We start from the raw sequence: 2644 nt of genomic DNA on the forward strand, positions 1-2644 counted from the left end.
CAGGAGCGGATGGCCAATAGCGGGGCTGGTGCTGCTGTCCGGTCTTGCCCCCTGCCGACCCCTTCGTGTCCTTGTCCTTCGGCGTGACAAGCCCGACGGCGTTTGGGCTTGGGAGGCTCCGGCGCCATCATGAGTTTTCGCGGATCCTCAAAAGTGCTCACCTGTTAAGAAGAAGCGGTTGGATTCCGGTCGCCACCCCACCACCAAATGACCCTCCGCAGGGGTCCCAGACAGTCCAAAAATCCCTAGAGAATCAACGCTCTAGGGCCTTTTTGCTTCCTGGGACGTGCGGGTAGATCCATGGACATCCGGACCACAAAGCGGGTAACTTTCCGGGTAACTGCTCCCACCCGAAACCCAGCTACCCGGTTTTGCCGCCATTCCCCTTGCCGACGTCACGATCCGCAGTGCCAAGCCCACCGACAAGCCGTACCGTCTGAAGGACAGCGTAGGGCTGTACCTGGAGGTGCGGCCGGAAGGCGGCAAGTAGTGGCGGCATCGGTACCACCTGAAGCGCCGCGAGGACATGCTGTCGCTCGTGACCTATCCCGAGATCGGCTTGGCCGCCGCACGGGTCAGCCTGCGGAGCATTGTCGAGCCCGACATCGTTTACGCTTCGAGTCGCTCGTCCGACACGCCAACCTCCATCTGCGATGCCTGACACCAGAGCCGGCATCGATCTTCTGCAACCCGTGCGGGTATCCGCCTGCGTTGCGCTCCTGTCAGCGCCTACCGCGTTTCCTTCCGTGCGACCCTCCAGATCCCTGCTTCTTGAGCAACTCCCACTTCGCCACTTCATTCAGCCTCGCCTTGCCCTGACGCTGCTCATGCCACTAGCCGCCTGCGGTGGCGGCGGAGGGGCCGGCAATTCGCCGCCCATCGAACCAACACCTGTCTTTGTGCAGGCGCGCATCAATGTGGTGGAACTCGGCGGCGCTTGCACCGACCCATCGTGGGATTGCCTGCGTGTGGGTGGCCTCTTCATCGATGAGGCAGCCGAGGTGACTGTGTTCTGGCATGAGCGTGCCCCGAGTGGCCAGCCGGGGTGGCACGTTGCCTCCCATCTGCACAACGACACGCGCATGCGCAACGCAGCCTATGTGTCTGCCGATCTGGACTCGGACCTTCAGCCGTTGCAGCTGGGTGCCAGGCGTTTCGCAGCCGTGCAACGAAACACGCCGAACTGGACGTCGGCATTGGTCGATTTGTCGATGCCGGCCCCGAATGTCTCGCCGCGCGTGGCCACGCCGGTCACGGGCCAGGACGCTGCCTTGATCAGCGGCCTGGACGGACCTATTGCACTGGGGGCAAATGTGCCCAATGGCAGCTTCTCGCTGGGCGGGTCAGCCACGGCGCGAGGCGTCAAGGTGGCACTCCCGCAGGGCTACCTGAACCGCTGGTGGGGTGTGTTCATGCCGGCCACCGGAGTGACTCCGTCGGTTTGGTGGGCTTTCAACTCGGCGCAAGTCGATTCGACACAGGAGCAGCGTCTTCACCTTGCACGGATTGACGTTTCCGATGGCAGCGTCTTGGATGTTCACCGCGTGACGAAGGAGGCTTGGAGCCAAAGCTCGATTCCTGATTGCTCCACCCTCGGTGGAGCCCCCGTGCTCGTCCGCGAGTACGGCCGTGGCCAGGTGGCCGTCGGATGGCGAAACGTCAACGCACCCTGGACGGGTTGTGACGTTGTGGTCGATGGCCAGATCATGAACGACAGCACGGCCCATGTGGTCGAAGGCCCGGTGATGTCTGGCTCTGACGCCGGCTTGGTCGCAGTCTGGTCGGAGACCGACCTGGCCGGCGATCCGGCACCGCCGCGCCGCATCGTGTGGCGCCGCTGGGACGCCTCCACGGCCCAATGGACCGCGCCAGCTCGCCTCAACAGCCAGCCATTTGCCTGGCTGCACTCCAGTGCTATCGGGCCCGGCGGCACTCTGGCTGTCGCCTGGCAGGGTTGCGCCTCGACATCCGTGGGCGCATGCACCGAGTACGTGTCCAAATACGTTGATGGTCAGTGGCGCACTGAGCAGTACTTGCCGCGCGGCAAGGGGGTGGCATGGCCGCAGGTGGCGATCAACGCCAAGGCGCAGGCCGTGGTGGTGTGGGCCAGCATCTCCGACGCACCGTGCAGCACCAATCCGGAACAGGTCTGCCCAGGGATATTCGCCTACCGCTTCTAGTCTTCGCCTGCACAACGCTCAGGACCCAGTGTGACCTTTGTGCCATTGGGCGACTGGCCCGCTCGTTCCTGAGGCTCCGAACTCCCGGTTTCCAGGAGCAACGCTTGGTAGCGACGGCTCCACCGATCTCGTTCAGCTTCGGTTCACCCTCCCCCCCGCAAGATGCGCCCATCCCCACCCGATGGAGCCTTCCATGAACCGCCCCGCCCTCTTCGCCCTGCTTGCCGCCGCCAGCGTCACGGCGGCTGCACAGGCCCACACCTACACCGACAGCGCCCGCGTCGTCGGCGTCGAGGCGCAGTACGAGAACGTGTCGGTCCCACGCCAGGAATGCCGCACCGACTGGGTGACGGAGGCGCGCCCGACGGGCGGGCGTGACGGGCGTGACTATGGCGGCGCCGTGGTCGGCGGCCTGGCTGGCGCGCTGATCGGCAACCAGGTCGGCCGCGGGCACGGTCGTGAAG

The 2644-nt window shown here is 65.1% G+C and carries 2 protein-coding genes and 1 pseudogene; all 3 read left to right on the forward strand.

Going from position 1 to position 2644, the window contains the following annotated elements; genetic code table 11:
• Positions 1-526: 526 nt before the first annotated feature.
• Positions 527-661, forward strand: coding sequence for a hypothetical protein (locus VFL64_RS05995; RefSeq protein ID WP_489539466.1), 135 nt, complete (start codon positions 527-529; stop codon positions 659-661).
• 166 nt (positions 662-827) lie between these two features.
• Positions 828-2180, forward strand: a complete 1353-nt coding sequence (locus VFL64_RS06000) for a hypothetical protein (protein WP_489539467.1) — start codon at positions 828-830, stop codon at positions 2178-2180.
• 193 nt (positions 2181-2373) lie between these two features.
• Positions 2374-2644 (forward strand): annotated as a pseudogene (locus VFL64_RS06005) (glycine zipper 2TM domain-containing protein); the annotation flags it as partial.

It is taken from the genome of Rhizobacter sp. (assembly GCF_035702065.1).
In the GTDB taxonomy this organism is placed as follows: Bacteria; Pseudomonadota; Gammaproteobacteria; order Burkholderiales; family Burkholderiaceae_C; genus Rhizobacter.